A 25,824-nucleotide genomic window follows, 5' to 3' on the forward strand; every position below is an offset into this window, starting at 1 on the left:
CCGCGGTCACCCGCCCCGCGTACCGCGATCAGCAGATGCGCGGCAGCTGCTCGCCGAGCGGCAGGTCGACCACCCGGGTCCCGCCCAGCCCGGTGCGGGCGACCACCATGCCGGGGTGCTCCGCCACGCACTCGCCGATGACCGCCGCCCGCGCGCCCAACGGGTGCGCCCGCATGGCGTCCAGCACGGCGTCCGCGTGCTCGGGCGGGACGAAGGCGACGAGCTTGCCCTCGTTGGCCACGTACATCGGATCGAGCCCCAGCACCGCGCAGGCGTTGGCCACCTCGTCCGGCACCGGCACATCGCGCTCGGTGATGGCGACGCCGACGCCCGCGGCCGCCGCGATCTCCCCGAGCGCCGCCGCCAGTCCGCCGCGCGTGGGATCGCGCAGGACGTGCACGTCCGGAGTGACCGCGAGCATCGTCGCGACCAGACCGCCCAGGGCGGCGCAGTCGCTCTCGATCCGCACGCCGAACTCCAGGCCCTCGCGCACGCTCATCACCGCCACACCGTGCACCCCGATGTCCCCGCTGACGATCACCACGTCGCCGGGACGGGCGCGCTGCGGACGGATGTCGACGCCGTCGGGGATCAGGCCGATGCCCGCGGTGTTGATGTAGACGCCGTCACCGTGCCCGGACTCCACGACCTTGGTGTCGCCCGTGGCGATCTGCACCCCGGCCGTGCGCGCGGCCGCGCCCAGCGCCTCGGCGACCCGTGCGACGCAGGAGAGCTCGACGCCCTCCTCCAGGATGAAGGCGCACGACAGGAACGCGGCAGCCGCCCCGCTCATCGCCAGGTCGTTGACGGTGCCGTTGACCGCGAGGTCTCCGATCGAGCCGCCGGGGAAGAACAACGGCCGCACCACGAAGGAGTCGGTCGAGAACGCCAGCCGCGCCCCGCCCAGCGTGACCGCCGCCGAGTCGGCCAGGTCCGCCAGCACCTCGCCGCCGAACGCGGGCGCGAAGACGTGCTGGACGAGTTCCGCGGACAACTGGCCGCCGCCCCCGTGACCCATGACGATCCTCGGGTGGTCGCGCAGTGGCGCCGGGCAGGTCCAGCCGGAGAAGTCGGGCGCGGCCGGTGCCCCGGCCAGGTCGCTGATGTCAGCCAACGGGGGTCGCCTCCCGGGAGGTGGTGCCACCGCCGAGCCGGCGGTAGAGGAAGTACGCGGCGCAGGCCCCCTCGGAGGAGACCATGGTGGCGCCCAGCGGATTGCGCGGTGTGCACGTCGTGCCGAACGCCTCGCACTCGTGCGGTTTGATCAGCCCCTGGAGCACCTCGCCGCTGCGGCACTCGGCGGGCTCGCGGGTGGTGAGGTCGCTGACCGAGAAGCGGTACTCCGCGTCGTACTCCCGGTAGCGCGACGACAGCCGCCAGCCGCTGCCCGGGATCACCCCGATCCCGCGCCACGCCCGGTCGGTGACCTCGAAGACGTCCGCCAGCATGGCCTGCGCGGCCGGGTTGCCCGCGGGGCGCACCGCGCGGGCGTAGGCGTTGTCCACGGTGTGCTCGCCGCGCTCCAACTGCCGTACCGTGCGCCGGATCCCCTCCAGGATGTCCAGCGGCTCGAAGCCGGTCACCACGATGGGGACGCGGTGGCGGTCGGCCAGCTGCGGGTACTCGCCGATCCCCATCACACTGCACACGTGCCCGGCGGCCAGGAACGCCTGCACCCGGCAGTCGGGGGAACGCATGATGGCCTCGATGGCGGGCGGTACGCGCACGTGGCTGACCAGCAGGCTGAAGTTGCGGATGCCCAGCTTGCGGGCCTGGTACACCGTCATGGCGTTCGGCGGGGCGGTGGTCTCGAAGCCGATGCCGAAGAACACCACCTCCTTGTCCGGGTTGTCCTGGGCGACACGCAACGCGTCGAGCGGCGAGTACACCACCCGCACGTCACCGCCTTCGCTGCGCACCCGGAACAGGTCGCGGTCGGAGCCCGGCACCCGCAGCATGTCGCCGAACGAGCAGAAGATCACGCCCGGCCGGGCGGCGATCGCCAGCGCCTTGTCGATGACCTCCAGCGGCGTCACGCACACCGGGCAGCCCGGGCCGTGGATCAACTCCAGCTCATCGGGCAGGAGTTGGTCGATGCCGTGCCGGATGATGCTGTGCGTCTGCCCGCCGCAGACCTCCATCAGCGCCCACGGCCGGGTCACCGTCGCCCGGATGTCGTCCAGCAGCCGTCCCGCCAGCTCCGGGTCGCGGAACTCCTCGACGTACTTCACCGCTCCTCACCCGCCTTCGCGGCCTGCTCCCAGGCGTCGCCGAACTCCTCCTCCAGCAGCCCCAGATCGCCGAAGAGGTCGAGCGTGCGGCGCGCCGACTCCTCGTCCAGCCGCTGCAACGCGAATCCCACGTGCACGATGGCGTACTCGCCGACCTGGAGGTCGGGCAGGTATTCCAGGCAGACGTCCTTGACCACGCCGCCGAAGTCGACGGTCGCCATACGCGTGCCGTCCCGTTCCTCGATCTCCAACACCCTGCCGGGCACGGCCAGGCACATGGGCACAACTCCTCGTCTCGGATCGCTCTCGCCTACGGATGTCACCCGGTCGCGACCGCGGACCCATGGGCCGCGACCACCAGCTGGCCGAGCGCCAGCCCCCCGTCGTTGGGCGGGACGAGGCGGTGCCGCAACACCGTGAACCCGTCGTCCCGCAGCCCCCCTGCGCAGCCCTCGGTCAGCAGCGCGTTACAGAACACACCGCCGCTGAGGGCCACCGTCTCCAGTCCGTGCCGTTCCCGCGCCGCCGCGCACACCGACCGCACCATGCCGACCACCCCGGCGTGGAACCGCGCCGCGATCACCTCCGGCGCCACCCCGCCCGCCACGTCCGCGGCCGCTTCGGCGAGCACCGGCCCCGGATCGACGGCGACCGGACCCGCGCCCGGCTCCGGCAGGCCGAAGCGGTAGCCGTCCACCCGCTCGCCGCAGCGCCGGGCCGCCGCCTCCAGCGCCACCGCCGCCTGCGCCTCGAAACCGGCGAGCTGGCAGACGCCCGCGAGCGAGGAGACCGCGTCGAACAGGCGGCCCATGCTGGAGGTCGGCGCGCAGTGCAGTCCGCGCTCCAACTGCCGGGCCAACACGGCGCGTTCGTCCTCCGGGCAGGCGGCGACGCAGGGCAGGACCCGATCCCACGGCAGGCCCGCCGCGTACAGATGGGCCAGCGCCATCCGGTACGGGCGACGCACGCTCACGTCGCCGCCGGGCAGCGGCACGTAGGCCAGGTGCGCGAAGCGGTCGAAGCCGTCGTAGCCGGCGAGCAGGAACTCCCCGCCCCACACCGCGCCGTCGGTGCCGTAGCCCGTGCCGTCCATGGCGACACCGATCACCCGGTCGCCGAGGTCCAGACCGTGTTCCGCCATGACGGCGGCGACGTGCGCGTGATGGTGCTGAACGCGGCGCACCGGCCGGTCGGCCGCCTCCCGCTCCGCCCAGCGGGCCGAACGGTAGCCGGGATGCCGGTCGGCCGCGAGCAGCCCGGGCCGCACCCCGGTGATGTCCTCCAACTGCCGTGCGGCGGTGCCGAACGCGGTCAGCGTGGCCAGATCGTCCATGTCACCGACGTGCGCCGACAGCCACGCGCGCCGCCCCGATCCCACGCAGAAGACGTTCTTGAGGTCGCCGCCCACCGCGAGCGCCGGAGCCACCGGGACCGGCAGCGCGATCGGCAGCGGCGCGTACCCGCGCGAGCGGCGCACCAACAGCTCCTCGTCGTCGCACACCCGCACCACCGAGTCGTCGCACGGCACGTGGATCGGGCGGTCGTGGGTCAGCCAGGCGTCGGCCAGCCCGGCGAGGCGCGTCACCGCCTCGGCGTCGTCGGTCACGATCGGCTCGCCGCCGCGGTTGCCGCTCGTCATCACCAGCACCCCGGGCCCCGGCGGGTCACCGGGAAGCCCGAACAGCAGGTGGTGGACGGGCGTGTACGGCAGCATCACCCCGAGATCGGGGCAGCCGGGCGCCACCTCGTCGGCCACCGCGTGGGGAGCGGCGTCCTCCCGGCGGCGCATCAGCACGATCGGGCGCCTGATACCGGTGAGCAGTTCGCGTTCCCGCTCCCCGACGTGCGCCAGCGCCTCGGCCACCGCCAGGCCCCGTGCCATCACCGCGAACGGCTTGTCACCGCGGTCCTTGCGCCGCCGCAGCAGTCGTACCGCCTCCGGGTTGGCCGCGTCGCACGCCAGGTGGTAGCCGCCGAGCCCCTTGACGGCCACGATCGCGCCGTCCGCGAGCAACCGCCGCGCCCTGGTGAGCGGCTCGGGGCGCGAGCGCGTCCCCGGCACGCCGCCACCGAGCGGCACGAGCAACTCCAGCCGGGGTCCGCAGTCGTGGCACGCGACGGGCTGCGCGTGGAACCTGCGGTCCGCCGGGTCCTCGTACTCGCGCGCGCACCGCGGGCACATGGGGAACCGGGCCATCGTGGTGTTGGCGCGGTCGTACGGCAGCGAGCGCACGATGGTGAAGCGCGGACCGCAGTGCGTGCACGTGATGAACGGATGGCGGTGGCGCCGGTCGGCGGGGTCGCGCATCTCGGCGAGGCACGCGTCACACGTGGCGGTGTCCGGCGAGACCAGCGTGCGGTCGCCGACGCCCGGCCGGGACGGTGTGATGGCGAACCCGGTGTCGCCCAGCGGCGGCAGCGGTTCGTGGCTCACGGACTCCACGACCGCCAGCGGCGGCGCCTCGCGCCGGACCCGCTCCAGGAAGTCCGCGATCCGGCCGGGATCGCCCTCGATCTCGGCGACCACGCCCTCGGTGGTGTTGGTGACGTGGCCGCTGACCCCGAGAGCGGTGGCGAGCGCGTGGACGAACGGCCGGAATCCCACGCCCTGTACCACGCCCCGCACCACGACCCGCCGCCGCTGAAGGGCGGGGGCGGTGTCCTGCTCTACGGTCATGAGGCCGTGGGGGAGGGCGGCGTGTGCGCGTGCGGGTGGCCCGCGTGGTCGTGGGGGTGGGCGTGGTCGTCGTGCTCGTGCGAGTGCCCGGGGCCGTGTGCATGCGCGGGACCGTGGGAGTGCGCGGGACCGTGGGAGTGCGCGGGACCGTGCGAGTGCCCGGGGCCGTGTGAGTGGGAGTGCGTGTGACCGTGCTCCGCCTGACGGGCCATCACCGGCCGGTGCGCCGGGTCGCCGTCGCGTACGGCCAGGGCGCGGTCCAGCAGCAGGCCGACGCCCTCACCGCGCCGCGCGGAGGTGTGCAGCACCTCGACGCCCGGGTTGACCTGGCGGACGTTGGCGAGGAAGGCGGCTTCGTCGAATCCCACGGCCTCGGCGATGTCCTGCTTGGTGATGATCACCAGCTGGGCCAGGCCGAACGCGGTCGGGTACTTGAGCGGTTTGTCCTCGCCCTCGGTCACCGACGCCAGCACGACCCGCAGCGACTCGCCCAGATCGTAGGAGGCGGGGCACACGAGGTTGCCGACGTTCTCCACGAACAGCAGACGGGAGGGGGCCGGCAGCCACGCGTCGACGTGCGCCCGGAGCATGTCCGCCTCCAGGTGGCACAGACCGTCGGTGAGCACCTGCCGCACCGGCGCACCGGAACGGGCCAGCCGCCGGGCGTCGTTCTCGGTGGCCAGGTCGGCGGTGAGCGCGGCCACCGGGATCGCGCGGCGCCGCGCCTCGGTCAGTTCCGCCTCCAGCAGCGCGGTCTTGCCGCTGCCGGGACTGGAGAGCAGGTTGACCACGGCGGTCCCGCGGGCGAGCAGGTCCTCGCGCAGGGCGGTCGCACTGTCCTGGTTCTTGGCCAGCACGGCCTGCTGGAGATCGACGACGCGGCACATGGCCTCAGCCCTCCTCGTGAGCGGTCACGGAAACCGGGTGATCGGAGCAGCAGCGCACGCTCTCGATCCGCAACTCGCGCCCGGACAGCAGCTCGGCGGTGGCCGCCTCGCAGCGCGGACAGCACAGGTGCGGCGGTACGCCGGTGTCCCACGTGTGGGCGCAGGAGCCGCAGCGGGCCCGCGCGACGACGGGCTCGACCACCAGCTCGGCGCCGTCGAGCACGGTGCCCTGGCAGGCCAGCCCGAAGCAGAAGCGCAGCGCGTCGGGGACGACTCCGGCGAGTTCGCCCACCGCCAGCCGTACCGAGTCGACCGAGCGGGTGCCGTCGCGGCGCGCCGCCTCTTCGACCTGGCCCACCACGGCCACTGCGATGGACATCTCGTGCATCGGTCACTTCCTGACGGTGCGGCTCCCGGCGGGGAACGCGTGCGTGTCATTACAGGGCCCGGTGCGGCGGCGGGCGCTCCGCCACGCCGCCGCACGCGCGGCTGTCCGCCGTTCGGTCCCTGCCGTCCGGCGGACCGTCACGTCACATGGAACGGATGCGCAGGTAGCGCTTGAGGTCGGGCATGTTGACGGCCACCACGCAGCCGATGCCCGCCGCGGCTGCCGCCGCGACCAGGTACTTCCACATCGTCGGATCCTCCCTCCGGTAAGTCGGTCTCGTGTGTGCGGTCCTGGGTCGTGGCACGGGATGCCTTGTTCGGCCGGCGCGGGGCCTCAGGGCCCGGGCGCCGCCGCGCCGGCCGGTGCGCCGGAGACCGCGGTCTCCTCGCGCAGCAGCCGCAGCACCAGCCGTACGGCCTCGTCCACGGCGGCCTCCACCGGCGCGCTCAGGCCCATCTCCTCCGCCACGCGCTCCGGTTCGCAGCCCACCACCAGCACCCGGCGCGGCCTGCTGCCGCCCGCGCTCGCCGTCAGGGTGTCCAGCAGGGCCAGGACGGCGTCCGGCGACATGTGGTGCCCGTCGACCTGGACGCCGCCCGCGACGGCACCCCGGGCGGTGTCGGGCTCGATGAGGTAGACGGTGCCGGGCGTGCCGCCGCGCGCGGTGGCGTCGATCAGCACGACGGTGTCGTAGCCGTCGAGGAGCTGGTACGCCAGATGCACCCCGCGCACCCCGACGTCGACCACCTCGACGCCCTCCGGCAGCGGCAGCCCGGCGAGCCTGCGGGCGGTCTCGACGCCGAAGCCGTCGTCGCCGAGGAAGACGTTGCCGATCCCGGCGACGAGGGTGCGTCCGCGCGGCGCCGCGCCCGTGGGGTGGTGAGCGGAGGTCGTCACGACGGCGCCCCCGGCGGCGTCCCGCCGTCGAGCGGGACCACCTCGTCGGGCTGGAAGTACAGGAACCGGCCCTGCTCGCGCCGCAGTTGCGCGCCGGGGTCGCCGTCCACGGTCACCGCGAGGTGCACCAGGCCGTCCACGTCGTGCAGGACGGCCTCCACGGTGGCCGTCCGGCCGCGCAGGAAGAGGTCCTGGGCGTCGGTGCGCCGCGCGCCCGGCCGCAGTTCGACGCGGGCGCCGGCCGCGACGCGCACGCCGTCGATCACCACGTGGTCGCTGTCCGGGTCGAAGCCCGCGTCGGCCGCCGGATCCCACCACGGCAGGTCGGTGCCGACCGGCGCGGGACCGAACCCGTCGTCCGCCGCGGCCCCGCCGGTCACCTCGCGCAGTCCGCGTACCGCCCCGTGCAGCCGCTCCATCACCTCGGCCGGGAGGGACTCGGCCAGGTCGACCGCCGCCGCGGCGCGCTCGTCGGTGCCGCGCGCCTCCCGCTTCTCCTCCTCCGTCAGCGTCGCCGTGCGCAGCGCCAGGATCTCGTCGATCTCGGTGGCGTCGTAGAGCGCGCCGGGGCTCTCGGGGGCGATGTGCGGGTGGTCCTCCAGGATGATCGGGGAGGAGAGCACCACGTCGTCACGGCCGTCGTCACCGGCCAGCACCGGCCAGGTGTGCTCGTTGCGGCACTCGGCGACCGCGGCTGCGGCCCACTGCGGCGGGTCGGTCATCGACACGAACGTGCCCGCGGTGAGCCCCAGCATCAGGTGCGTGGAGATCAGCGCGTGCGGCAGGGCGGCGTCGCGGTCCGCCGGACCGCCGGGCTCCGGGGTCCAGCCGCTGGTGTTGACCACCTCCGCGGTCAGCCGCACCACGCTGTACGGGCCGGGCAACTCCGCTGCGGTGAGCCGCAGTTCACCGTCGAGCCGCTCACGCCTGCGCAGCAGCCGTCCGGTCTCGCGGCCCGCGTCGTCCGTCAGCGACTCGGTGCCGGTCTGCGCGGCCCGGGAGAACGGCAGCACCGCGCCGCCGTCCAGCAGTTCGGCGACGTCCACGCTGAGCGGCACGCGCTCCTCGATCCCCTCGTCCCAGGGGACCAGCACCCGCCGCGGCAGCTCCAGCCGCTCCACGGTCTCGAACTCGCCGCCTTCGCGGGCCTGTTGGACGCTGCGCCGCTGCGCGTGCAGGAAGCGCAGCTCGACGTGGAGGGTGGCGCCGCGTCGCGGCTCCATCAGGCACTCGGTGCGCTGCACGCTGTACTCGCCGCTGCCGTGGTCCCACTCGGGCGGCACCAGCACGCCGAACTGCCAGCGCATCCGGTTCTTCGCGGCGGAGGCGCGGTACGGGTACAGCACGTACCCCTCGAAGAGCACGGCGTCCGCCACCTTGCGCGCCGTGCCGAACCTGTCGTCCGGTGTCCGGTCGGCGCCGGTGGCGGAGGGGGTGGTCGTGGTCACGGTGTCCTCTCCCTGGCGAGTGGGCGGGATGTGCCGAACAACGTGGAGACCGGCGGGCGTCCGTGCTCCGCGAGCAGCGCCTCGACGGTCGCCTCCCAGGACGGCAGCGCGTGCCGCGAGCGGTAGGCCAGCAGCGCGTCCATCGTCCGGCGCGGCAGCCGCAGCCACCCGCAGCCCGGGAAGTGCTGCTCGACCATCTCCCGCCACACGGCGACCGGCATCCGGTACGCGGCCTCCTTGTCCCACGGCACCGGCTCCACCTGGAAGCCGCCTGGGCCCCGGAACGCGGTGCCGGAGAAGAGCAGCAGCAGCGGCACCTCGCCGTCGGTGAGCGCGTCGAAGTAGCGCGTCGAGGCGATGTCCATGTCGTACGTGCACGGCACCGGCAGGTCGACCTCGGTGGCACCGGTGAAGCCCGGCACCACCACGGACGCCTGGGCGAACCGCATCGGGTGCAGCGTCGAACCCCATCGGGAGCGCTCCCCGAACAGGTCGCCGAGACGGTCCGCCTCGGCCGGTTCGTAGCCGCGCAGCGCGGGCTCGATGCGGATCTGGCAGCGCAACGCGAGCGCGTGCACCCGCTCGTCCCCGGTGGCGGTGATCCGCAGCCGGAACACCAGGGTGGGCCCGGCCGCGTACGGATCGGCGGTCACGCCCTCGCAGGAGAAGGACAGTTCGCTCACCCGGCCACGTCCTGCCCCGCCACGTCGGTCGCCCGCGTGGCCAACTCGGCGAAGAACGCGTCCAGTTCGGTGCGGGCACGCGATCCGCCGTCGAAGCCCTGCCAGTGCAGCCGCATCCGGCCCACCAGTTCGTAGGCGGTGTCGACGGGCACCAGGTAGCACTCACCGCGTTCGCCGTCGCGCCGCACCAGCAGCGCCTCGACGTCCGGCAGGAGCATCCCGGCGAGCGGGCTGCCGCCCAGCACGGCGTCGAGGGCGGAGGGCTCGTGGTCGCTCTCCGTGGCACCGGCCGGGCTCGGGTAGAGCACCACGAGCCGGTCCAGCCGCGAGTTGCGCAGGAAGAACGCCATGCCCACCGGGACGCGCAGCGCCTCCCAGGCGGCGGCGTCCAGCGCCACCGACGAGTCGGTGAGCCGCCTCGTCGGCACCACGCGGAACCGGCCTCCCGCGCCGGGCCGGTCGAAGAGCAACGTGCAGGCGGTGCAGGAGCAGGCCAGCGTCCGCTGCTCGACGTCCACCAAGTGCCGGTGCTCCTCGGGGAGTTGTACCGCGCACAGTTCGCAGCGTTCGACACGCGGCGGCCGGGGCCCGGTGAAGCGGCGCAGGCCCCGGCGTGCGGTGGACGGCGGCGCGCTCACCGCACCCCCGCGGACGCGGTCCCGGACGGGCGGGTGCCGATCTGGAGCAGCACCGGTTCGGCGGGCGCCGCCTCGGCCTGCGCGAGTTCGACGGTGACCACCTCGGGGGCGAAGCAGGAAAGTGCCGCCTCAACGTGTTCGCGCGTGTCGTCCGCGGTGCCTCCGCAGCCGCAGCCGCCGCCCGCGGGCCCGGACAGCCGCAGCGTGCCGGTGGTCTGGTCGAACTCCTCGACGACCAGCGATCCGGCGTCCGCCGCGGCCAGCGCCCGGTCGACGCGGGCGGCGGTGTCCTCCGGGTGCAGGTCGTGCAGGACCAGCAGCCCGGCCGCCACCTCGTCGCCCAGCAGCGGGTCCAGGCTGCCGCCGGGTGCCGACGACAGCAGCGCCACGATGCGGGCCAGCCCCGCGCCGTAGAACTCCATCAGCACCCGGACGAGTTCCTCGGCCGCCTCGCTCGCCTCCGGCCGGCCCAGCTCCGCGAGCCGGTCGAGGACCTCCTCCACACGGCGTCCGGTCTCCTGGGCGCTCATCCCGCCATTCCGCTCAGGCCGGTGGGCACGTGCAGCTTCTCCAGCGTCTTGCCACCACCGACGTACATGTGCACACCGCACGGCAGACAGGGGTCGAAGCTGCGCACGGCGCGCATGATGTCGATGCCCTTGAAGTTCTCCGGGGAGTTCTCCTCGAAGATCGGGGTGTTCTGCACCGCGTCCTCGTAGGGGCCCGGCGTGCCGTAGGAGTCGCGCACGCTCGCGTTCCACGGGGTCGGCGGGTACGGGTGGTAGTTGGCGATCTTGCCGTCGCGGATCACCATGTGGTGCGAGAGCACACCGCGCACCGCCTCGGTGAAGCCGCAGCCGATGGACTCGTCCGGGACCTCGAACTTCTCCCAGGTCTGGGTGCGTCCGGCGCGCACCTCCTCCAGCGCCTTCTCGGCGAAGTGCAGGGCGACCGCGGCCGAGTACGCCTGGAAGTAGGTGCGGGCGCGGTTGCGCTCCAGCGCGTTGCTCCACTTCGGGATCTTCCACTCGAAGGTGGTCTCCGGCTTGGTGAGCGAACGCGGCAGGTTGATCACGACGCTGTGCCCGGTGGCCTTGACGTAGCCGCAGTCCACCAGGCCGGACAGGGCGGTGGACCACAGCCGGGCGATCGGGCCGCCGCCGGTGTCGAGCGCGAGGTGGTCGGTGCCGTCGAACCAGCGCGGCGACATCACCCAGCTGTACTTGTCGTCGAAGTCGCGCTTCTGCGGCTGCGGGATGGTGTGCTGGTTCCACGGGTGGCGAGGGTCGACCGGGTTGCCGAGCGGGTCGTGGGTGACGAACTGCTCCTGGCCCTCCCAGTCCTGGTAGTACGAGCTGCCCAGCAGGATGCGGATGCCCAGGTTGATGCGCGTCAGGTCGTTGGTGACCAGCTTGCCGTCCACGATGACGCCCGGGGTGACGAACATCTTCCGTCCCCAGTCCGTCATGTTGCGGTACGTGAAGTCGCACGCGTCCGGGTCGTTGAGCGCGCCCCAGCAGCCCAGCAGGATCCGGCGGCGGCCGACCTCCTCGTAGCCGGGCAGCGCCTCGTAGAAGAAGTCGAACAGGTCGTCGTGGAGCGGCACGACGCGCTTCATGAACTCCACGTAGCGCATCAGGCGGCTGAGGTAGTCGGTGAACAACTGCACCGACGCGACGGTGCCGACGCCGCCCGCGTAGAGGGTGGAGGGGTGCACGTGGCGGCCCTCCATCAGGCAGAACATCTCCCGGGTGTAGCGGCTGACCTGGAGCGCCTCCCGGTAGAACTCGCCCTCCAGCGGGTTGAGCGAGCGCATGATGTCGGCGATGGTGCGGTAGCCGTGGTCGCCGGCGTGCGGCGCCTCGGTGCGCTCGGCGAGCTCCAGCACCCCCGGGTTGGTCTCGCGGACCATCTTCTCGCAGTAGTCGACCCCGACCAGGTTCTCCTGGAAGATGTTGTGGTCGAACATGTACTCGGCCGACTCGCCGAGGTTGATGATCCACTCACCGAGGTGCGGCGGCTTGACGCCGTACGCCATGTTCTGCGCGTACACCGAGCAGGTGGCGTGGTTGTCGCCGCAGATGCCGCAGATGCGGCTGGTGATGAAGTGCGCGTCACGCGGGTCCTTGCCCCGCATGAAGACGCTGTAGCCGCGGAAGACGGAGGAGGTGCTGTAGCACTCCGCGACCCGCTTCTGCTTGAAATCGATCTTCGTGTGGATGCCCAGGCTGCCCACGATCCGGGTGATCGGGTCCCAGGACATCTCCATCAGGCCGCTGCCGTCGCCGGCCTTCGTCGCGGGTGCCATCGTGTGTGCCGTTGCCCTTCGTCGTCCGTCGGGGAGGGGTCGGTCCGGCGGGTGCCGAGCCGGCCGTTGATCACCAGGGCCTGCTGTAGCCCGTGGTCAGTTCGCGGCCGGTGTGGCGCCACTTGGGCTCCTTGTCGACCGTCTTCGCGGTGATGGAACGCAGCCTGCGCACGGCCGCGCCGTACACCCCGCTGGCGGTGCTGGAGACCTTGCCGCCGGGCGGCTCGTCCATGAACGGCATGAACTTGTCGGGGAAGCCGGGCATCGTGCAGGCGATGCAGATGCCGCCGACGTTGGGGCAGCCGCCGATGCCGTCCATCCAGCCGCGCTTGGGCACGTTGCACTTGACCACCGGGCCCCAGCAGCCCAGCTTCACCAGGCACTTGGGGGAGTCGTAGGTGGTGGCGAACTGGCCCTGCTCGTAGTAGCCCGCCCGGTCGCAGCCCTCGTGGACGGTGGCGCCGAACAGCCAGGTCGGCCGCAGCTTGTCGTCCAGCGGGATCATCGGGGCGGAGCCTGCCGCCTGGTAGAGCAGGTAGGTCAGCGTCTCGGCGAAGTTGTCGGGCTGGATGGGACAGCCGGGGACGCACACGATGGGAATGCCCGCCTTGGACTTCCACTCCCAGCCGAGGTAGTCCGGCACCCCCATGGCACCGGTGGGATTGCCCTCCATGGCGTGGATGCCGCCGTACGTGGCGCAGGTGCCGATCGCCACGACTGCCAGGGCCTTGGGAGCGAGCCGGTCGATCCACTCACTGGTGGTCATCGGCTGGCCGGTCGCCGGGTTGTCACCGAAGCCGCACCAGTAGCCCTCCGGCTTGATGGACTCGTTGGGGATGGAGCCCTCGACGACCAGGACGAACGGTTCGAGCTCGCCGCGGTCGGCCTTGAAGAACCACTCGACGAAGTTGTCCGCCCCCTGTACCGGGCCGCACTCGAAGTCGATCAGCGGCCAGTGCACCGCGATCTTGGGCAGGCCCGGGAGGGCGCGCAGGGCGATCTCCTCGATGCTGGGCTGGGTCGCCGCGGTCAGCGACACCGAGTCGCCGTCGCAGCTGAGGCCCGCGTTGATCCAGAGGATGTGGATCGGGGCTTCGGCGGCGTCGTCGGTGTCCGCCGCGCCGGACGTGGTCGCCGCGCTGGCGGCGGAGGGGTCAGCACCCATCAGGACGTCTCCTTGGTCGGACATGCGACTTGGGTCGGACATGCGACGAAAGCCACATAACGGGCTGTCCCTGCCTTCCTACCCGGGGGCGCGCCGGAACGCGGTGTCAGATACCGCCAATGCGGTGGATTCCGGTCGCCCGGTCGGGTTCGCGGTCACCGTGTGTGACGCCTTCCGTGTGGGGCGGAGGGCCGTTTCGGGCCGTGGCCGGATCGCGTCGCGCTGTCCGGATCGGCCCTCTTGCGTCCGGGCGCCGGATCCGGGCCGAGTGCCCGATATCCGGATGTGCGTCACCTGTGAGAGGTCGCCAACCGCCTGAAAGCCACACAACTTCCCATGTCCGCACGTGATTTGACGGATGCTTTGCCCTTCGGGCGAGGCGGTCGCGGCCGTCCGTGTGATTGTCTGCACGCTGTCAAAAACTGGGAGGGTTCGGCGCTGAACGCGTCCGAACCGGCCTACCTGTTCCGCGCACTACCCCGCGATGAAGGAGCAGCATGTCGGCAACGTCCCGCATCACCGTCCTGACCGCCGCTACGGCCGCCGTGGCGGCCGCCATGGGATCGGCCTTCGCGGTCGCCCCCACCGCGGTGACGGCATCGTCCCACGCCTTCCGGCTGGCCCCCATCAGTGCCCACCGGATCGTCGCCCCCGACGGCAGAATCACCCACAGCACCAGCTCCAACTGGGCCGGGTACTCGGCGACCGGATCCACGTTCACCAGCGTCTCGGCGAGCTGGGTCCAGCCCACCGTCAAGTGCAGCAGCCAGACCACGTACTCGTCGTTCTGGATCGGCATCGACGGCGACGGCAGCGACTCGGTCGAGCAGACCGGCACCGAGGCGGACTGCTCGGGCGGTCAGCCGCAGTACTACTCCTGGTACGAGATGTACCCGGCCTACCCGGTGAACTACAGCAACACCGTGCGCCCGGGCGACCACTTCACCTCCACGGTGAGCGTCAGCGGCTCCACCTTCACCCTCAAGCTCACCGACACCACCGAGGGCTGGACCAAGACCACCACCAAGAAGTCGTCCACCGCCCAGGACGCCTCCGCCGAGATCATCGCCGAGGCCCCGTCCAGCTCCAGCGTGCTGCCGCTGGCGAACTTCGGCACCGCCAACTTCACCGGTGCCACCGCCAACGGCCAGCCGATCGGCAACTTCAGCCCCGACCAGATCAACATGGGTTCCGGCAGCACCACCAAGGCCTCCACCTCCGCCCTGTCCGGCGGCGAGAACTTCTCGGTCACCTGGAAGCACAGCTGACCTGAACTCCGCCGGATCCCCAGGCGATCCCCCAGCGCCCCCTGAACGGCGCAGTCGCCGCCGGTCGCCCGTCCGTGTCATCGACGCGGACGGCCGACCGGCGGCTTCGTGCCGTGCGGGGGTCCCCGGTACCGCCGACCGGCCCACCCGTACGGCGCAGCACCTCGTGTCTGACGCGCCGTCACATGTGACAGTGGGAAGCGGAACCGGGCCGCCGCAGGCCGCAGTCGCGCAGGGAGTGGTGGGTGAGTGCTCGTGTCGGTGACGAGCCGTCGGCACATGCTGTCCGCCTGTATCGCCGCCGGAATGCTGGCGGCGCAGGTGTTCCTGACGCCCGGGGCGATGGCCGCCTCCGGGCCGCTGGCCGGCCCCCCGGGCCTGAACGACCCCGGGGACGGCTGGCCGTTCTGGGTCGATCCCGGCAACCGCGCCGAGGCGCAGGCGTCGCTGTGGCAGGAGCGCGGCCAGGACCAGCAGGCCGACCTGGTGCGCGACATCGCCGACGAGCCGTCCGCGACCTGGCTGACCGAGTCCGACCCGGGGCCCAGAGCCCGGGAGGTCACCCTGGAGGCCCGACTCGCGGGCCGCATCCCGGTGTTGGTGGCCTACAACATCCCGCAGCGCGACTGCGGACAGTACTCCGCGGGCGGCGCCACGGACGCCACCGCGTACCGGAACTGGATCGCCCGGCTCGCCGACGGCATCGAGGACCGCCCGGCCTGGGTGGTGCTGGAGCCCGACGCGGTCGCCCACCTGGTGACCTGCCCGCAGGACCACGGCGACGGCGACCGCCTCGCGCTGCTGTCCGACGCGGTACGCACCCTCAAGGCACTGCCCCACACCTCGGTCTACGTCGACGCGGGCAACGCGGGCTGGGTGACCGACCTGCCCCGGCTGGCCGACGCGCTGCGGCAGGCGGGGGTGGGACAGGCGAACGGATTCGCGCTCAACGTCTCCAACTTCCAGACCACCCAGGCCTCCGAGGGCTACGGCGACCGGCTCTCGAAGCTGCTGGGCGGCGCCCACTTCGTCATCGACACCAGCCGCAACGGCACCGGACCGCTGCGCGCCGCGGGGCCCGCGGCGGCGCTCGGCTGGTGCAACCCGCCCGACCGGGCCCTCGGTCATCCGCCCACCGTGGCCACCGGCGACCGCGAGGTGGACGCCTACCTGTGGGTGAAACGCCCCGGCGAGTCCGACGGATCGTGCCGGGGCGGTCCACCCGCGGGCCAGTGGTGGCCCGACTACGCCCTGCGTCTGGCCCGCGACGCCAGGGACTGGACGGGGTTCACGCCGGTCACGCCACGTGCACCCAGCGGGCCTGCGACGGCGTCCCTCGGGAGTCCGTGAGGAAGAGCATGTACCACCCGGACGGCACCAGGGAGGGGTCGTCGGGGATGCTCAGCTCCAGCGAGCCGCCGTGCCGGGTCAGGCCGAGCGCGATCGACCGCTGCTCCACGTCGGTGACGTGGGTGACGGCGCTCGGACGCATCAGCCGGGCGGCCTTCACCGTGCCGGCGGAGGACGAGGCGAACGTGACCGTCTCGCCTCGTTCGACGTTCACCGGGCCGTCGCCCAGCTTCGGGCGGACGCGGTCGCCGTACAGGTAGGGCGGGGTGTAGATCTCGATGCGCTTCTCGAAGATCCCGTCCATGGTGTCGGCCTTGTCCGCGAACAGCGGGTTGGAGCCGAACACCGCGATCCGCCCGTCCGGCAGCAGCAGCGCCTCCGAGTGGTAGTCGCGGCCCACCGTCGGTGCCGCCGCGCTCTCGAAGGTGTCGGTGGAGGGCTGGTAGAACTGCGCCCGCAGGATGTCGGAGTCGTGCTTGCCGCGGTAGTCGCGTGAGCCGCCGGTGGTGAAGACCGAGTCGTCCGGTGTGATCACCGCGTTGAGGTAGCGGGTGCCCTGCGGCAGGTCCGGGCCCGGCATGAAGTGCGGGTGCGCGTCGTCGAGGTCGACGGTGGCGGTGCGCCCGGTGGAGTCGGCCGACTCGCCGACCCCGCCACCGCCCATGATCATCACCGACTGCTTCTGCGCCGGGGGCAGCAGCACCGACGCCGAGGTCTCAGTCTCACCCGCGTCGCGCAGCCCCGGCACCGCGGTGAAGACGTCGGTGCGCGGGTTCCAGACGCCGGGGACGCGGCCCTGGTTCGCGGGACCGTACCCGGCGTTGGAGCCGGAGTAGAAGAGGTTGCCGCCCTTGGTGAGGAACAGCGCCGGGTAGGTGGGGAAGTAATGGGTCGGCCCGGGCGACCACTTGAGGGTCTTCGGGTCGAAGATCTCGTTCTTGCCGGGGATGATCTCGCCCATGTCGTCCAGCCCGGACACCGCCATCACCCGGTTGTCCGCGAGCTGTACCAGCGTGGGGTACCAGCGGGCCAGGGCCATCGAGTCGACCTGCTCGTACCGCTCGGTCCTCGGGTCGAACAGGTAGGCCTGGCGGTAGCCCTGGAAGTCCTTCTTGTCCAGGCCGAGTTTGGTGGCCATGCCGTACAGGTTGCGCTCGTCCGCGCCCTTGAGGCCGACGATGCGGTACTGGTCGGCGGTGTTGGTGACGCCGGAGACGCCGTCGTGAAGCGACTCGACGTAGACCCGGGCCGCGCTCGCGGTCACCGTGACCTTCTCGTCGGCCCCGCCGCCGGTGACGGTCTTGCGCGCCGCGGGGACGGTCACCGGGAATCGGGAGGCGTACTCCTTGGCGTTGGAGCCGCGGAAGATCGTGCCCTTGGGGAAGGTGCGCGGCCGGTCGGGGTCCTCGTTCTTCACCACCATCGCGCCGCCGGCCCGCTTGACGTTGCCCTTGAGCACCTCGTAGCGCGCGGTGCCGCCCGCCACCAGGAGCCTGCCGTCCGGCAGTTGGGCGTGGCCCCCGCAGAACATGTCCTTGGGGGTGTCGATCATCTTGAAGGTGTTGCGGACCGGATCCCACAGCACGCTCTGGAAGGTGCCCGCCCGGAAGTTGCGCTCGTCGTTGCCGGAGCCCGCGATCAGCAGCACCTTGCCGGTGTAGAGCAACGCGGCGTGGATGGAGTTGATGCGGTACTGCTTGGGGACGTCCACCAGGTCCCAGTGCCCGTAACGGGCTTTGTAGGCGGGCTGGTTGATCTGGTACTCGTGGTACGAATGCCGGGCGAACCCCACCGCGGCCGGGCCGTTCATCGCGGCCAGCGCGACCAGCGCGGTGGCGCCGAGCGCGGTCCTACGCGTCTGTGGGCTGGGACGGTACTTCACAGGTTGCCTCCCTTTCCGTGCCGAGTTCGGTGGGACGTGCGGCGGTTCGTGCGAACCCGCCGCACAGTGCGCTCCAGCGCCGCCGCAGGGCCGGGGCCTGCCAGACGGCGACCGGGGTGAGGGCGATGAGCGTGGCCATCGACGCCCAAAGGCGCATGGTGAGCGTGGTGTTGTCCAGGAATGCCGAGGCGAGTAGCGATCCGCCGAAGACCGCGGCCCAACTCAGGTGGGTGGAGAAGGTCGCCAGCCGGTCGGGGCTGGCGGAGTCCCCCTTGGGGGTGACGACGAAGCCTGCCTTGCGGCGCAGCAGGGCGCCGACGAACGACCGCGCGTACAGCGGTGCGGACAGCGCCGACATCACCATGCCCGCCACGCCTGAGGAGCCCTCCGGCTCGTGCGGGCTGACGTTGTGCCGCCGGTTCCACAGGTACAGCCCGATCTGGAGCGCGGCGGCGTCGCTGTAGAGCATCATCCAGATCTGCGACGGCACCTGCACGCCCGAGGCGCCCAGGCCCAGGAACAGGGCACAGGAGACGCCGCCGAGGATCCAGTTGAGGGCCGACATCGGGTAGAAGGTCACCAGCAGCGAGTAGTTGAGCAGCCGTCCGGGGGAGAGGGAGAACGGCTTGCGCCAGAACTGCCGCAGCAGCGTCTCGTACGTGCCCCGGCTCCAGCGCAGCTGCTGGTTGAAGAAGTCCGTCCAGGACGAGGGGCCCTCGCCGACCGCCAGCACGTCGGGGGTGTAGACCGAGCGCCACAGGTTGCCGGTGGCCGGGTTGCGGCTGCTGTGCAGTTCCAGGCCGGTGGCCATGTCCTCGGTGATGGAGTCGTACAACCCGCCGACCTGGCGCAGCGCGTCGACGCGCACGCAGTTGTTGGTGCCCACGAACATCGGCGCCCGGTAGGCGTTGCCGGCCCGCTGGATGAGCGCGTGGAAGAGGAACTGCTGGCTCTCCGACGCCCTGGTGACCGGGGTGTCGCAGTTGCCGTACACCTGCGGGCCCACCACGAACGCCACGTCGGGGTCGCGGAAGTAGCCGAGCATGCGCTCGAGGAACTGCGGCAGCGGCACGTGGTCGGTGTCGACGCAGGCCATGAACTCGTAGTCGTCGCCGTGCGCGTCGAGCCAGGCGTTGTAGTTGCCGTGCTTGGTCCTGGCCCGGAAGGCGCCGGTGGGCCGGTTCCACTTCTCGACGCCCTTGCGGGAGAAGTGCCGCACCCCCAGCCGTTCGCACAACTCCTTGACCTCGTCGGCGTCCCCCTCGTCCAGCAGCCACACGTCCAGCGGCCCCTCGTGCCGCAGCCGCACCGCGCCCTGGAGGGTGGCGCGCAGCATCTCCAGCGGTTCCTTGCCGGGGACGAAGCTGGTCAGGAACGCCACCCGGGAGCCGGTTCGCGGGACCACCGGCACCGGGTCGCGGGCGACCAGCGTGGCATGCGCGTTGGAGGTGACGGTCACTAGCCGGAAGGTCTCGATGAGCCCGATGCACACCAGCATCACCACGTCCGCCGTGGTCTGCCACCACGGCACGTAGCGCTGGTGCGTCCAGTGCTCCGGCAGCAGCAGCCACACCAGCAGCACCAGGGAGACCACCGGCGCGGCCGCCAGCAGCAGCGCGGTGCGCTTGCGGTGCGGTCCGGTCGCCAGCAGGCCGCGGTAGCGCACCCGGTGGATTCCGTCGGGGCCGGGCTCGGGCTCGGTGAGCGGCCCGGCGAGGCGGCTGAAGCGCTCGTAGTCGTACGGCCCGGTGACGGGCCGGGAGCCGGGCTCGGCACGGGGGGCGCGTTGGGGTGTCCGTGGCCCCGGCGTCGCGGGGCGGACCGCGGTCGGGTCGGTCACGGCGGCGACCGCGGTGGTCTCCACGTCATTGCCCTGGGAAATCGTCACGGCGTCTCCGGGCCGATCATGGGGCCGGATACCCGAAAAGTCGTAAAGATCATGATCGCATAGTGACAAATGCTGCCCGCTCCATCGGGCAGCGCCGTTCTTCGGCGTGGCGTGAAACTGGGGTATGTCATCGGATCATCGCACTATCGGATAGGTGTCACTCGGGCGGGCGGCCCCTCCGGATGTTCGCCGACCGCCCATTCGCCCTTCTCCGCCGCGCCATGGCCCACCCGGCACTCCGGGCACTCACGCCCCGCGGGGAAAGCCCCGCGGAAAAACTCGGAACTTCCTGTGGAATTGCTGTGCGCCGAATTCCGGTCCACGGTTGACCGAATACGGACACCCGCAAGATCGGAACAGGAAAGCGCATTCCCTCCGTGCGGCCCGCGATCCGCCCACGTCATGGCCCGAGGCCCTTCCCGCCCCCCGCCCTGACCACTGGTTTCCGAACGGCAAGTGACGGAGAGTTCGCGCCAGATCCATGATTCGTCGCCGTAAAACGTGCCGCTGCCCCCAGAATGTGACCTGCGAGCGGGGGGTCGACCCCGTTCGTGCCGCTCACGCCGACGTCGAATATCGCGCTATCCGGCGGGACGGGAGTACCGGACACGAAGTCCGCGAACACCACACGGCAACACCATCCACGGGCGGCGCATACCACTGGAGTGTGTCCGCCCGCATAACCGACCGGAGCGGTAGGGGAAATACCGTTCCAGGGGGGACACCCATGGGCTGGATAACGCGTGCCACCGCATTGTCCGCCGCCGCGGCGTTACTCACGCTCGGCGGACCGGTCGCGGGGGCGAGCGCCGACTCGCCGGCACCGAGAGTCGATCTGAACGTCCTCGTGGTGGACGACGGAGGACCGGCCGTCGCGGCCATCACCTCCGAACTCGCCAGTGAGGGAACCCCGTACACCAAGGTCGATCTGACCAGCAGCACCAGACCCACCATCGACGCCGCCTTCCTCAGCGACACCGTGGACGGCGTCCCGCGTGCGAAGTTCCAGGCGGTCGTGCTGCCGGACGACAACCCGTTCGGCGCCGACCCGGCCGAGATGGACGCCATCGCCTCGTACGAGAAGGACTTCGGCATCCGCCAGGTCGACGCGTACAACTACGCGGACCCGGACGTCGGGCTCAACTACCCGCAGAGCGGCGGCTACATCGGCTCCCTCGACGGGGACACCGGACAGGTCACCACCGAGGGGGAGGCCGGGCCGTTCGGCTACCTCAAGGGCAGTGTGCCGTTCGAGGACAACTCGCCGACGGTGACCGAGAGTTACGGGTACCTGTCGACGCCGCTGACCGCGATGGCGGCCGGCGACAGCTTCACGCCGCTGGTCGACATGGCGATCCCCGGCGCCGACGCGCGCGGCTCGCTGGTCGGGGAGTACGACCACGACGGCCGCAGCGAACTCGTCGTCACCTTCGCGTACAACCAGTACCAGGAGCAGTACCGGCTGCTCGCCCGCGGCATGGTCGAGTGGATGACGCAGGGCGTGCACCTGGGGACCGACCGCAACTACTTCTCCGTCAACGTCGACGACGTCTTCCTCGCCGACGACCGGTGGAACACCACCCTCAAGTGCACACCCGGTGACGTCGACTGCCCGGTCGGCACGGACGGCAACGACCCGGACCCGATCCGGATGAGCGTCGCCGACGCGCAGTACGCCCAGCAGTGGGAACAGAGCAACGGCCTCACCTTCGACCTGGTCTTCAACGGCGGCGGCAGCGACGACTACAAGTCGGACAACGGCGGCACCGACCCGATGGCGCAGCAACTGATCTCCGAGAAGGACTCCTTCCGCTGGGTCAACCACACCTACGACCACGAGTTCCTCGGCTGCGTGCAGAACGTGACCGTGGTGCCCTGGACCTGCACCACCGACGCCTCCGGCACCACCGAGTGGACCCCGCAGTCCACCATCGAGTCGGAGATCACCCAGAACGAGGCCTGGGCCGCCGCGAACGGACTTCCCCTCAACCCCGCGGAACTGGTCACCGGTGAGCACTCCGGCCTGGAGATCCAGCCGCAGCAGCCGCAGGACAACCCCAACCTGGCCCCCGCGCTCGCCCGGACCGGCATCCAGTGGGTCGCGAGCGACTCCTCCCGCGAACCGGCGCAGCGATCCGTGGGATCGGCGCTCACCGTGCCGCGCACGCCGATGAACGTCTACTACAACGCCGGTCACGCCAACGAGGAGACCGACGAGTACAACTGGATCTACACCAGCAAGGCCCAGGGCGGCAGCGGCCTGTGCGACAGCGCGGGCAACTCCACCTGCCTGTCCGCGCCGCTGGACGACACCACCGGCTACACGTCCTACATCGTGCCGACCGAGGCCAAGATCGACCTCGGCCACATCCTGAACAACGACCCCGACCCGTTCTTCATCCACCAGTCGAACCTGTCCGAGGACCGCATCGCCTACCCGGCGCTGGACGCCATCCTCAGCGCGTACCATTCGCTCTTCGCCGACAACACCCCGTTCGTCAACCAGCGGATGGCGGACATCGGCACCGAGCTGAAGCAGCAGGCCGACTGGAACACCGCCGTCAGCAACGGTTCGGTGACCGCCTACCGGGTCGGTGACACCGCCACCGTCGACGCGCCCAGCGGCGTGCAGGTCCCGCTGACCGTGCCGACCGGCAGCCGGCAGGTCCAGGGCGACGGCACCACCACCGCCTTCGGCGGCGCCTACGCCGGCACGCTCACCGGCTGGGCGTCCCCGGCCACCGCGCAGACCGCGGTCACGGTGAACCTGCCGGGCAGCGCCACGCCCGCAGCCCTCGCCCACCACCGCACGACCGCCGCCGCCAGGGTCCCGGCGCTCACGGTCCGGCCCGCCGTGCCGGGCGGCGTGCGCAAGGCCGTGCCCATCGGCCCCGGCGACATCCGCCAGTAGGCGACATCCGCGCGTAGTCACACCGCACCACGGACGGGTCAGGACCGACAGACCCGGGCCGGGGCACCGGAGACGATCCGGTGCCCCGGCACCGCACGAGGCAAATCGGGGGAACCGAATCACCATGCGCAACTCCGCCATGTGCCGAACCGGCGGCGCCGAACCGGGCGCCATCACAGTGACCCTGCTCACCGAGGGCACCTATCCGCACAGCCACGGCGGCGTCAGCGTGTGGTGCGACCAACTGGTGCAGGGCATGCCTGATGTGGATTTCCGTATCGTCGCGGTGACCGGCACCGGCCAGGAGCCGGTGGCCTGGGAACTGCCTCCCCACGTGCACGAGGTGACCGCCATGCCGCTGTGGGGCCCGCCGCCCGCCGGACGCGCACCCCGCGGCCGACGCCGCCGCGCCTTCCTGGAGGGCTACGAACGCTTCCTGCTCGCGCTGCTCGATCCGGCCCACGAGGCCGAGTTCGGGCCGCGGTTGTACGGGCTCGCCGCCGCGGCCCAGGCCGGGACGCTCGGCGCCGCGCTGCGCTCCGAGGCCGCGGTGCGCGTGCTGACCGCCGTGTGGCGTCGCCCCGGAAGGGAGACCGCCGCGGCCCGCCCCACCGCCTACGACGCGTTGACCGCCACCGACCTGCTGGAGCACGCGTTGCGCCCGCTCGCCGCGCCCGCGCCCCGGGACGGCGTGACCCACGCCGTCAGCGGCGGCCTCGCGGCACTGCCCGGGCTGGTCGCCCGACACCTGCACGGCACCCCGTTCCTCCTCACCGAACACGGCGTCTACCTGCGCGAGCGCTATCTCGGCTACCGCACGGGCCCCTACGCCTGGCCGGTGAAGGCGCTGGTCCTCGGGTTCTTCCGCATGCTGGCCAGGGAGAGCTATCTGCGCGCCGCGCTGGTCACCCCCGGAAACCGCTACAACCGCCGCTGGGAGGAACACGGCGGCGCCGCCCCCGCACGCATCCGCACCGTCTACAACGGAGTGGACCCGGGCGCCTTCCCACCCGCGGGACCCGAGCCGGACACCCCGACGCTCAGCTGGGCCGGACGGGTCGATCCCATCAAGGACCTGGAGACGCTGATCCGCGCCTTCGCCCTGGTCCACGCCGAACTCCCGGCCGCCAGGCTGCGGTTGTTCGGTGGCACACCCCGCGGCGGCGAGGCGTACCGCGAACGCTGCCAGGCGCTCGCCGCCGAACTCGGCATCGCCGCGTCGGTCACCTTCGAAGGCCGGGTGGACGACATCCGCGACGCCTACGCCGCCGGGAACGTGGTGATGCTCTCCAGCATCAGCGAAGGCTTCCCCTTCACCCTGATCGAAGCGATGTCCTGCGGCCGGGCCACCGTCTCCACCGACGTCGGCGGCGTGCGCGAGGCGGTCGGCGACACCGGGCTCGTCGTCCCGCCGCGCGAGCCGGAACAGATGGCCCGCGCCGCGCTCGACCTGCTGAACGACCCGCGGCGCCGGGCGCGTATGGGCGAGGGCGCGCGACTGCGCGTCGTGGAGCGCTTCACCCTGCGCCGGACCATCGACACCTTCCGCTCCGTCTACCACGAACTCGCCGGATCGCAGGGGCGGTTGGCGGGCCGCGAGCCGCTGTCCGGGTGGGCCGGGCCGTCCCCGGCCGCCCTGAGGCCCGTCGCCGCCGCGGGTGCCCGATGAGCGCCCCGCTGCGGCTGCTGCCGGGCGGCGCCGACGGTTCGGCGCGGACGGAGACCGGGGACAGCCTGCCGACGCTGCCGAGACCGCGCCGAAGACCGAAGTGGGCCGCCCCCGACCCGCTGGACGAACTGGCCGAGCGCCTCGCGGACGTGTGCGCGGGCGCCGTCCACCCGTACGAGATCGCCGCCGTGCTGGAGTCCGACGGGATCTCCGACGAGCAGATCACCGGGGTCTACGGACGCCGCGACCTGTTCGCGATCGCCGAGGAACTGTACGCCCGCGTCCCACGCCGCTACCCGCAGCCGCCGCTCGCGGACGACCCGTGGCGCGCGGACGGCGTGCGGTGCCTGCTGCGCGGCCTGGTCTTCGCCCTGCCCGGTGTCGCCTACGTCCTGGCCGGGCACCTGCTGTCCGGCCCCGCGGACGGCTACGGTCTGCCCTCCGGGACCCCTGCGCTGGCCGCTGCGGCGCTCACCGGATGGGCGTGGAACCAGGCGCTCGCGCACCGCGCCTACCTCTGGCTCGCCGCCCGGGGCCGCCGGGGCGCTGCCCGCTGCCTGCTCGCCGGTGCCCCGGCGGGCACGGCACTGGCCTGCGGCGTCGCCCTCGCGCTGCCGGGCGCCACCGCCACCATGGCGTTCGTCGCCGGACAGGCGGTCTACCTCGCGGCGGCCACCGCGCTGCTCGTGCTGGGCAGCGAACGCGACCTGCTCGCCGCCCTCGCGCCGGCCGTGGCGGGCGCGATCGTCCTGCCCGTCACGCACGCGCCGCAGTGGGCCCGCACCGCGGCCCTGCTGACCTCCCTCGTCCTGGCCGTGGCCGCCTCGGCCCGCCGCCTGACCACGGCCGCCCGCACCCCGGCCGGGCCGGGCGGGCGGCCCCGACCACCGCTGCGTTCCGTGCCGTTCGGCCTCTTCGGGCTCGCGGGCGGCGCGCTCACCCTGCTCGCCGTCTTCGGCGACGTCCTCGGCCGGGCCCCCGGCGCCGCGGTGCACGGACCGCTCGCCGTCGCGCTCACCCTCAGCATGGGACCGGCCGAGTGGTCGCTGTACCGCTACCGCTCCCGCGCCCTCGCCGCCCTGCGGCACACGTCGACACCGGGCGCGTTCCGGCGCCGCGCCGGCGTCGTCCTGCTCGGCTGTCTCGGCGGCTACCTCACCGTGCTCACCGTCCTGCTGCTCGCCGCCGCGCTGCTGTGGCCCTCGGCCGCTCCACATGACGTGGCGTCGGCCGTCGCGCTGCCCGCGCTCGGGGCGGTGCTGTGGCTGGCCCTGCTGCTCCAGGCGTTCGGCGTCGCCTGGTGGCCCGCGGCGCTGTGCGCCCTCGCCGCCGCGACCGAACTCGCCCTCACGGAAAGCCGGTTGGCCCCACCCGATGCCGTGCGCGCCGTCACCGGGTGGTGTACCGCCGCGCTGCTCGGGCTGCTCGCCCGCACCCTCCTGGGCCGCGTCACCGCCCACCGCTGAACCCCGTACCGCCCGCGACGCCTCACCGGCACCGGCGGGCGGGCGGTCACCGCAACCCGCCGTCGCGA

At 72.3% G+C, this 25,824-nt stretch carries 21 protein-coding genes; 5 read left to right on the top strand and 16 right to left on the bottom strand.

Going from position 1 to position 25,824, the window contains the following annotated elements:
* Positions 1-28: 28 nt before the first annotated feature.
* From hypE to K7472_RS00800, 14 genes are all read right to left on the bottom strand, one after another.
* Positions 29-1,114: a hydrogenase expression/formation protein HypE gene (gene hypE / locus K7472_RS00745; RefSeq protein ID WP_289678765.1), complete on the bottom strand. Its 1,086-nt coding sequence runs from the start codon at positions 1,112-1,114 to the stop codon at positions 29-31.
* Positions 1,107-2,231 (bottom strand): hydrogenase formation protein HypD, encoded by a 1,125-nt coding sequence (gene hypD, locus K7472_RS00750; RefSeq protein WP_222972949.1) that lies wholly within the window; start codon positions 2,229-2,231, stop codon positions 1,107-1,109. The genes hypE and hypD overlap by 8 nt, the downstream gene beginning before the upstream one ends.
* Complete coding sequence (locus K7472_RS00755; RefSeq protein WP_222972950.1) at positions 2,228-2,509, bottom strand: HypC/HybG/HupF family hydrogenase formation chaperone; 282 nt, start codon at positions 2,507-2,509, stop codon at positions 2,228-2,230. Before K7472_RS00755 ends, hypD begins: the two co-directional genes overlap by 4 nt.
* A gap of 41 nt (positions 2,510-2,550) precedes the next feature.
* Positions 2,551-4,908, bottom strand: coding sequence for a carbamoyltransferase HypF (gene hypF, locus K7472_RS00760; protein ID WP_222972951.1), 2,358 nt, complete (start codon positions 4,906-4,908; stop codon positions 2,551-2,553).
* Positions 4,905-5,795, bottom strand: a complete 891-nt coding sequence (gene hypB, locus K7472_RS00765) for a hydrogenase nickel incorporation protein HypB (RefSeq protein WP_222972952.1) — start codon at positions 5,793-5,795, stop codon at positions 4,905-4,907. Before hypB ends, hypF begins: the two co-directional genes overlap by 4 nt.
* 4 nt (positions 5,796-5,799) lie before the next feature.
* On the bottom strand, positions 5,800-6,183 hold the full coding sequence (gene hypA / locus K7472_RS00770) for a hydrogenase maturation nickel metallochaperone HypA (RefSeq protein ID WP_222972953.1): 384 nt from the start codon (positions 6,181-6,183) through the stop codon (positions 5,800-5,802).
* Positions 6,184-6,325: 142 nt separating this feature from the next.
* Positions 6,326-6,430, bottom strand: a complete 105-nt coding sequence (locus K7472_RS33620) for a DUF6893 family small protein (protein ID WP_372457874.1) — start codon at positions 6,428-6,430, stop codon at positions 6,326-6,328.
* A gap of 86 nt (positions 6,431-6,516) precedes the next feature.
* Positions 6,517-7,080, bottom strand: a complete 564-nt coding sequence (locus K7472_RS32360; protein ID WP_308013704.1) for a hydrogenase maturation protease — start codon at positions 7,078-7,080, stop codon at positions 6,517-6,519.
* Positions 7,077-8,528 (bottom strand): hypothetical protein, encoded by a 1,452-nt coding sequence (locus K7472_RS32365; RefSeq protein WP_308013705.1) that lies wholly within the window; start codon positions 8,526-8,528, stop codon positions 7,077-7,079. The genes K7472_RS32360 and K7472_RS32365 overlap by 4 nt, the downstream gene beginning before the upstream one ends.
* Entirely contained in the window at positions 8,525-9,211 is a 687-nt protein-coding gene (locus K7472_RS00780) for a DUF6084 family protein (RefSeq protein ID WP_222972955.1), read from the bottom strand. The genes K7472_RS32365 and K7472_RS00780 overlap by 4 nt, the downstream gene beginning before the upstream one ends.
* Positions 9,208-9,849, bottom strand: coding sequence for a DUF5947 family protein (locus K7472_RS00785; RefSeq protein WP_222972957.1), 642 nt, complete (start codon positions 9,847-9,849; stop codon positions 9,208-9,210). The genes K7472_RS00780 and K7472_RS00785 overlap by 4 nt, the downstream gene beginning before the upstream one ends.
* Positions 9,846-10,379 (bottom strand): NifU-related iron-sulfur-binding protein, encoded by a 534-nt coding sequence (locus K7472_RS00790; RefSeq protein WP_222972959.1) that lies wholly within the window; start codon positions 10,377-10,379, stop codon positions 9,846-9,848. The genes K7472_RS00785 and K7472_RS00790 overlap by 4 nt, the downstream gene beginning before the upstream one ends.
* On the bottom strand, positions 10,376-12,157 hold the full coding sequence (locus tag K7472_RS00795) for a nickel-dependent hydrogenase large subunit (protein ID WP_222972962.1): 1,782 nt from the start codon (positions 12,155-12,157) through the stop codon (positions 10,376-10,378). The genes K7472_RS00790 and K7472_RS00795 overlap by 4 nt, the downstream gene beginning before the upstream one ends.
* A 70-nt stretch (positions 12,158-12,227) precedes the next feature.
* A complete protein-coding gene (locus K7472_RS00800; RefSeq protein WP_222972964.1) occupies positions 12,228-13,322 on the bottom strand; it encodes an NADH-quinone oxidoreductase subunit B family protein in 1,095 nt (364 codons plus the stop codon).
* A 497-nt stretch (positions 13,323-13,819) separates the two neighbouring features.
* Between K7472_RS00800 and K7472_RS00805 the strand changes: the two genes are divergently transcribed.
* Positions 13,820-14,590: a G1 family glutamic endopeptidase gene (locus tag K7472_RS00805; RefSeq protein ID WP_222972967.1), complete on the top strand. Its 771-nt coding sequence runs from the start codon at positions 13,820-13,822 to the stop codon at positions 14,588-14,590.
* A 279-nt stretch (positions 14,591-14,869) separates the two neighbouring features.
* Positions 14,870-15,940 carry a glycoside hydrolase family 6 protein gene (locus K7472_RS00810; RefSeq protein WP_222972969.1) on the top strand — a complete coding sequence of 357 codons (1,071 nt, stop codon included), beginning with the start codon at positions 14,870-14,872 and terminating at the stop codon, positions 15,938-15,940.
* Here K7472_RS00810 and glxA read toward each other — a convergent pair.
* The gene (gene glxA / locus K7472_RS00815; protein WP_222972971.1) at positions 15,888-17,822 is read right to left on the bottom strand and encodes a radical copper oxidase GlxA; all 1,935 of its coding nucleotides are present in this window, start codon (positions 17,820-17,822) and stop codon (positions 15,888-15,890) included. The genes K7472_RS00810 and glxA overlap by 53 nt on opposite strands.
* Positions 17,791-19,710, bottom strand: coding sequence for a glycosyltransferase family 2 protein (locus K7472_RS00820; protein ID WP_308013706.1), 1,920 nt, complete (start codon positions 19,708-19,710; stop codon positions 17,791-17,793). Before K7472_RS00820 ends, glxA begins: the two co-directional genes overlap by 32 nt.
* A 727-nt stretch (positions 19,711-20,437) precedes the next feature.
* Here K7472_RS00820 and K7472_RS00825 point away from each other — a divergent pair.
* From K7472_RS00825 to K7472_RS00835, 3 genes are all read left to right on the top strand, one after another.
* On the top strand, positions 20,438-22,621 hold the full coding sequence (locus K7472_RS00825) for a hypothetical protein (RefSeq protein ID WP_222972973.1): 2,184 nt from the start codon (positions 20,438-20,440) through the stop codon (positions 22,619-22,621).
* 124 nt (positions 22,622-22,745) lie between these two features.
* Positions 22,746-24,290, top strand: a complete 1,545-nt coding sequence (gene pelF / locus K7472_RS00830; RefSeq protein ID WP_222972975.1) for a GT4 family glycosyltransferase PelF — start codon at positions 22,746-22,748, stop codon at positions 24,288-24,290.
* On the top strand, positions 24,287-25,756 hold the full coding sequence (locus tag K7472_RS00835; RefSeq protein WP_222972977.1) for a hypothetical protein: 1,470 nt from the start codon (positions 24,287-24,289) through the stop codon (positions 25,754-25,756). Before pelF ends, K7472_RS00835 begins: the two co-directional genes overlap by 4 nt.
* Positions 25,757-25,824: the final 68 nt, after the last annotated feature.

It is taken from the genome of Streptantibioticus parmotrematis, from assembly GCF_019890615.1.
GTDB lineage: Bacteria > Actinomycetota > Actinomycetes > Streptomycetales > Streptomycetaceae > Streptantibioticus_D > Streptantibioticus_D parmotrematis.